A 6,548-nucleotide genomic window follows, 5' to 3' on the forward strand; every position below is an offset into this window, starting at 1 on the left:
GTCCCAATGTGCGGCCCCCGCCAGCGCCAGATCAAGGCTCTCCAGAAAATCGTCGTGAAACACGACATCGTCTTCAAGGATCAGAGCGACCCGATGGGGCGAGCCTGCCAACAAGTCCCAGACTGCCACATGGCTGGCGTAGCAACCCATATGACCGGGGGATATTTCCTGCCCCATATTGCGTGCATAAGCCTGCGCATCGACCCTTTGCGCCAGCTCTTCCGCCCTATCCTTGCCATAGATCGCCGGAAAGCGGGTGTAATCCAGACCCATCGCATCCAATTGCCGCTGCATCGCGGCCAATCTGTCAGTATCGCGGTCCAGATTAATCAGCCAGATGCCCAGATCGGCGCGGGTCAGTTCAGCCATCCAGATCGGCCCATGTCAGTTGCGTGTTGCGGGGCAGGGCGCGGGTTGTAGTGCGGCCCAGCACCTTGTCGAAATCATAGCCCGCAATCTCGCCCGAACCGGGGCGGCGCGCCCAGATATCATCCTCGGTGATCAGATGGCCCGCAGGCAGGTCGCGGTCGGCGACGACAGAGGCACGGGCGAAACGATACACATCCTCTTCCGCCGCCGTGCGCTGTTTGGGGTTGTGCAGGGCGATGTGGATTTCACGCGACCGGTCGATCAGAAACCGCAGTTCCGCCGGGTCCATCGAATTGATGATATCCGGCCCCTTGCGATAGCGGCTGTCGGTGTAATGGCGTTCGAGGATCGACGCGCCAAGGGCGACCGAAGCCAGTGCCATTTCCGGCCCGATGGAATGGTCCGAAAAGCCGATGACTGCCTTGGGAAAGGCATTTTTCAGATCGGTGACACCCTGCAGGGACACGATTTCGGGTGGGGATGGATAAAGATTGGTGCATTCCAGCAGCGCATATTTGATCCCCGCCGCGTCCAGAATGGCGACAGAGGCGCGGATGCTGTCGATGCTCTGCATCCCTGTCGACATGATCACCGGTTTGCCCATCCGCGCGATATGGCGGATCAGCGGCAGGTTATCTGCCTCGCCCGACCCGATCTTGAAGGCGGGCACGTCAAGGTCGTGCAGAAAATCCGCCGCCGCGCGCGAAAACGGCGTGGAAATCCAGATCATGCCGAGGCTTTCGGTATAGCGTTTCAACTCTGCCTCTTCGTCCAGCGACAGGGCACAGGCCTCCATCACCTCCCAGATCGAGACATCTGCATTGGGCGGGAAGATCTGCTTGGCTTCCTCGGTCATTTCATCGGCGATGATATGGGTCTGATGCTTGACCATCTCGCAACCGGCACCTGCGGCCAATCGCACCATTTCCTTGGCGACAGCCAGATCGCCGCCATGGTTGATGCCGATTTCGGCAATCACGAGGGGCGGGTGCTCTGGTCCGATCTTGCGGCCTGCGATATCCATATTCTGCTCCGGCAATGGTTTCACAGGCCTTGTAGGCTGTTTCAAAAGACAGGGCAATTCGGCACCGGGGTTGCAATGATCGCGCAGATGGCCCAAGTCACCTGCAACCCGTGTGACCAAGGCCCCAGATGTTTCGCAAATTGCAGCAGATGCTTGAGAAGAAGGAACAGGCGTTCCGCAATTCTTTTGGTCATGACATCAGTGATCCGGCAGAACGGCGGCGGTCGCAATGGCATCTGGACTGGCTTGATCACGGTGTTTTGCGGCGGCGTTGGCATAATTTTGCCTTGGTCGCCCCCGGTGTGTTCCGCTCCAACCATCCCAATCACATACGGTTCCAAACCTATGCCGATATGGGCATCAAGACAGTGCTGAACCTGCGCGGGCAAGCCAGACAGCCGCATCACCTGTTCGAGGTGGAAAGCTGTGAACAACTGGGTCTGACGCTGGTGAATGTCCAGATGGCGGCACGGCGCGCGCCGGATCGCCGCGAATTGCTGGAACTGCTGGCGGCGTTCGAGACGATGGAAAAGCCGTTCCTGATGCATTGCAAATCCGGTGCCGACCGCACCGGGCTGGCGGCTGCGATCTATCTGATGATCTATGAAGGGGCCGATATCGCGACGGCGCGGCGGCAATTATCATTCCGATATGTCCATATCCGGCGCACCAGCACCGGCATTCTGGATCATTTTCTGGATGTCTATGCCGCCCGTGCAGCGCAATCGCCGATCACGATCGATGACTGGATCAGGGATGAATACGACCGCAACGCGCTGACCCAGAGCTTTGCTGAAAAGCAGGCGGCACTGTGGTTCTGGCAAGGATGGCGTTAGTCGCGCAGCCGCCCTAACGCAGCCCTTGCGCGATCTGCTGACCCATCAGAAAATCGATCACGTCCCAGTCAAAAGGGCTGTCCACATCCAGACCCCGTTCCACCGGCAGGATCAGCGGGATGACGCGGCCTGCGAACAGGCCCTTGGCTGTGCGCAGGAAATCGGGGCGGACGACATAGACCAGACCGACATGGTCATAGACCTGTGGGGCCTGCTGCCGCGCGACGACGCCACCCGGCAGCGGTTTGGACACATGCAGCGCGCCGGTCGCGTCGGTTTCCAGAATATTGAAATAGGGGTTCTTGCGGCTTTCGACGCAGGACATGACCATATCGGGTTGTTCAGCGGCGAATAAATCCAGCCCCGCATCAATATCCTGCGGCAGCCGCAGGGGCGAGGTGCAGTCAAGGTCGAGGAACGCGGTGGCTGGCCCGGTCTGTTTTTCCACCTCACCCAGCGCATGTTGCCAGACATGCCATTTCGCCGCCGTGTCCGTCGCCAGTTCCGCAGGCCGCAGCCCGATATCAAGCGCGCCGCGCTTGACAGCATGGGCGTAAATCTCGGGGCTGTCGGTGGAGACAACGACATGATCGACGCGGGCATTGGCGAACAACTGGTCCAGTGACCAGTCAATCAGCGGCTTGCCGTGCAGATCGCGGAAATTCTTGCCAGGCACGCCCTTTGACCCCGCCCGCGCCCCGATATGGCCGATGATCATGTGCGCAGACCGGCGAAACGGTCAGCCCATTCCGCGCGTTCGTCGTCCGTGATTTTGCGGAACAGGTTTTCCGGCACGGTAAATTCATGGCCCGCAGGCAGGGCGCTCAGCGCCTGCGCGATATCATTCGGCCAAGCCGTATCATCGGTCTGCATCGCCGCGATCAGCGCCTTGCTGGCGTCGGGGATGAAGGGGGCGGAGAGTATCGCATAGATGCGGATCAGGTTCAGGCCAAGGCGGACCTGCATTGCGGCCTTGTCCGGGTCGGTCTTGATCGTGGTCCATGGCGCATTGGCTTGCAGGTATTCATTGCCCAACACCCAGATACCGCGCAATTCCGCTGCCGCTTTTCTGACCTCGATCGCGTCCATATGCGCCTTATAGGCGGTCAGACGCTGGGTCAGGGCGGCGATCAAAGCCTCCTCCGGCGCGCCTTGGGTGCCGCCATCTGGCACGGCTTCGCTGAATTTTGAGCGGCAGAATTTGGTGATCCGGCTGACGAAATTTCCCAAAACATCGGCGAGGTCCTTGTTCACATCCTGCTGGAACGCGTCCCATGTGAATTCGGCATCCGATGTTTCGGGGGCGTGGGACAGCAACCACCAGCGCCAGTAATCGGACGGCAACAATTCCAGCGCCTGATCCATGAACACGCCGCGCCCGCGCGAGGTGCTGAACTGCCCGCCATCATAATTGAGGTAGTTGAAGGATTTGATGTAATCCACCAGCTTCCACGGTTCCTGCGTGCCCATGATCGTCGCGGGGAAGGACAGGGTGTGGAACGGCACGTTATCCTTGCCCATGAACTGGGTGTAACGCACGTCATCGGCACCATTGTCTGTGCGCCACCAGCGTTCCCAATCTTTTCCTTTGCCCGCATCCTGCCATTCCTGCGCGCAGGCGATATATTCGATGGGCGCGTCGAACCAGACGTAAAAGACCTTGCCTTCCATGCCGGGCCAGTCCTGATCACCGCGTTTGACGGGGATACCCCAATCCAGATCACGGGTGATGCCGCGATCCTGCAAACCGTCGCCGTCATTGAGCCATTTTTTCGCGATGGATGTCGTCAGGATCGGCCAATCCTTTTTGCTGTCGATCCAATCGGCCAATGCGCCCTTCAGTTCGGATTGCCGCAGATACAGATGCTTGGTGGTGCGGACCTCCAGATCGGTCGCGCCGGAAATCGTCGAACGCGGGTTGATCAGGTCGGTCGGGTCCAACTGCTTGGTGCAATTGTCACATTGATCGCCGCGCGCGGATTCAAACCCGCAATTGGGGCAGGTGCCTTCGATATAGCGATCCGGCAGGAAACGGCCATCGGTGACGGAATAAACCTGATCTTCGGTCACTTCACGGATCAGCCCCATTTCGGCCAGCCGCCCGGCAAAGGCTTGCGTCAGCTTGTGGTTCTGTGGGCTGGACGACCGTCCGAAATGGTCGAAGGACAGCCCGAAACCGTCGGCGATCCGCGCCTGCACATCATGCATTTCGGCGCAATATTCGGCGACCGGCTTGCCCGCTTTGGCGGCGGCGAGTTCGGCGGGGGTGCCGTGTTCGTCTGTTGCACAGAGAAACAGCACCTCATGCCCGCGCTGCCGCAGATAGCGGGCGTAAAGGTCGGCGGGCAATTGGCTGCCGACAAGGTTGCCCAGATGCTTGATCCCGTTGATATAGGGAATGGCAGAGGTGATCAGATGGCGGGCCATAATCATGTCCTTTAGCTTTTGCGCTTGTCTAGCGAGGTCACGCGGCAGATGCCAGATGTTGTGATCGGTTGCACCAGCGGGATTAGCGGCTTAGACATGATGGAAATCTCCCTTTCCAATCATAAATCTCCCTTTCCAATCATAAGGTCATCCGATGAAGCCGTTTAACGTTATTGCCGCCGCTCTGACTGCCCTGACATTTGCCACCCCGTCCCAAGCGCTGGAAGCTTATGGCGCCGTCTTTGGCGATTATTCGCTGCCCCATGCCGGGGATGCGTCGCTTTTGGCGACGGTGCTGGTGGGCGTCGTGCAGCCGGGGTACCAGCTATCCTTCGGGGCAGAGGCGGAATATGGCCTCGCTATCGGGACCGGCAGTGAATATGATACCCGCCGTTTGCGGGGTGTGGCGCGGTATAATTTCGGCACGCTGACCGCCTTTGGCGCGGCAGGGCTTGATCAGTTCGTTTACAGCAACACGACCGATAACGCGGCCAGCCTTGGTCTGGGCGGTGAATTCGATCTGGAGGGTAATCTGGCGTTTCGCGGCGAATTGATCCGCAGTTTCGTCTCCTCTGGGGATACCGAAAATACCACCACCACCCGTGTGGGTCTGGTTTACCGGTTCTGAGATAGTTAAAATGCAAAAGTTAAAACTGGGCCGCAGTGACATCATGGTCACTGACTGGTGCCTTGGCACCATGACCTATGGCAATCAGACCGACCGTGCGGATGCCTATCAACAGATCGATATGGCGCTGGATGCGGGGATCAATTTTTTGGATACGGCGGAAATGTATCCGGTCAATCCGATCAGCGCCGAAACCGTTGGCCTGTCGGAGACGATCATCGGCGAATGGATCGCCAAGACCGGGCGCCGGTCAGAGGTCGTGATCGCCACCAAAGTGTCCGGCAATAACCCCGGCTGGGTCCGTGATGGGCGTGGCTATGATGGTGATGTGATCCGCCAGACTGTGGATGCATCCTTGCGGCGGCTGCAGACCGATGTGATCGACCTGTATCAGATGCATTGGCCCGAACGCGGGTCCTATATGTTCCGCCAGAACTGGACGTTTGATCCGTCGGGGCAGGACCGCCAGCAGACCATGGATCATATGCGCGATGTGCTGGAAGCCTTGGACGATTGCGTCAAGGCGGGCAAGATCCGCGCCATTGGCATGTCCAACGAAAGCGCCTGGGGCATGACCAAATGGATCGATCAGGCCGAGGCTCTGGGTCTGCCGCGCATGGCGTCGGTCCAGAATGAATATTCGCTGATGTGCAGGCTTTACGACACAGATATGGCCGAAATGGCGGTGAACGAGGATGTGACCCTGCTGTCATTCTCGCCCTTGGCCTGCGGATTGCTGACCGGTAAATATCAGGACGACGTGCCTGCGGGCAGCCGGTTGTCGATCAACGGCAGTCTGGGCGGGCGGATGACGCCGCGCACCTTGCCTGTCACGCAGGTCTATCTGGATCTGGCGCGCGATCATGGGATTGATCCGGTGCATATGGCGATGGCCTGGCAGGCGACGCGACCTTTTCTTATCTCGGCGATTTTCGGCGCAACCAATGTGGATCAACTGGCGCATCTGCTGGCGGGGCGCGATGTTGTGTTGACGGATGATCTGATTGCAGAGATCGATGCCGCGCATAAAGCCAACCCGATGCCTTATTGAATGGGTATCGTTCCGGTCCCTTATGGGACCGGATGCGCGCCACGCGGGCGTATTGCGAACAAAGCGAGGAATCTTCCCCGCGAGGAAGGTTTTGGGGGGGGGCGCATGCGCAAATTTCTGATGATGGCGGTTTTGCTGGCGGGGTGTAGCGTGCAGCCGGGCGAGCCGCGTGGCGGGCTGTTTGAGGTGTATCGCGATACATCCTTGCCGATA

The 6,548-nt window shown here is 59.1% G+C and carries 7 protein-coding genes; 3 read left to right on the forward strand and 4 right to left on the reverse strand.

What is annotated here, in order from left to right; translation table 11 throughout:
• Both ACK4TM_RS16440 and ACK4TM_RS16445 read right to left on the reverse strand, forming a co-directional pair.
• The coding region (locus ACK4TM_RS16440; protein ID WP_409703321.1) for a glycosyltransferase family 25 protein at nt 1-369 on the reverse strand (369 nt) is incomplete at its 3' end.
• Nucleotides 362-1,393 carry an N-acetylneuraminate synthase family protein gene (locus ACK4TM_RS16445; RefSeq protein ID WP_409703323.1) on the reverse strand — a complete coding sequence of 344 codons (1,032 nt, stop codon included), beginning with the start codon at nt 1,391-1,393 and terminating at the stop codon, nt 362-364. The genes ACK4TM_RS16440 and ACK4TM_RS16445, both read right to left, overlap by 8 nt.
• 128 nt (nt 1,394-1,521) lie before the next feature.
• Here ACK4TM_RS16445 and ACK4TM_RS16450 point away from each other — a divergent pair, with 128 nt between their 5' ends.
• Entirely contained in the window at nt 1,522-2,229 is a 708-nt protein-coding gene (locus ACK4TM_RS16450; RefSeq protein ID WP_409703326.1) for a tyrosine-protein phosphatase, read from the forward strand.
• Nucleotides 2,230-2,242: 13 nt separating this feature from the next.
• Here ACK4TM_RS16450 and ACK4TM_RS16455 read toward each other — a convergent pair whose 3' ends face one another.
• On the reverse strand, nt 2,243-2,947 hold the full coding sequence (locus tag ACK4TM_RS16455) for an acylneuraminate cytidylyltransferase family protein (RefSeq protein WP_409703329.1): 705 nt from the start codon (nt 2,945-2,947) through the stop codon (nt 2,243-2,245).
• Complete coding sequence (gene metG / locus ACK4TM_RS16460; protein ID WP_409703332.1) at nt 2,944-4,656, reverse strand: methionine--tRNA ligase; 1,713 nt, start codon at nt 4,654-4,656, stop codon at nt 2,944-2,946. Before metG ends, ACK4TM_RS16455 begins: the two co-directional genes overlap by 4 nt.
• A 154-nt stretch (nt 4,657-4,810) precedes the next feature.
• On the opposite strand from metG, the gene ACK4TM_RS16465 reads away from it, so the two are divergent.
• Together ACK4TM_RS16465 and ACK4TM_RS16470 are read left to right on the forward strand one after the other, a co-directional pair.
• A complete protein-coding gene (locus tag ACK4TM_RS16465; RefSeq protein WP_409703335.1) occupies nt 4,811-5,284 on the forward strand; it encodes a hypothetical protein in 474 nt (157 codons plus the stop codon).
• 10 nt (nt 5,285-5,294) lie between these two features.
• Entirely contained in the window at nt 5,295-6,335 is a 1,041-nt protein-coding gene (locus tag ACK4TM_RS16470; protein WP_409703338.1) for an aldo/keto reductase, read from the forward strand.
• The last annotated feature ends 213 nt before the right edge of the window (nt 6,336-6,548 follow it).

Origin of the sequence: Yoonia sp. (genome assembly GCF_046292185.1) — a bacterium.
In the GTDB taxonomy this organism is placed as follows: Bacteria; Pseudomonadota; Alphaproteobacteria; order Rhodobacterales; family Rhodobacteraceae; genus Yoonia.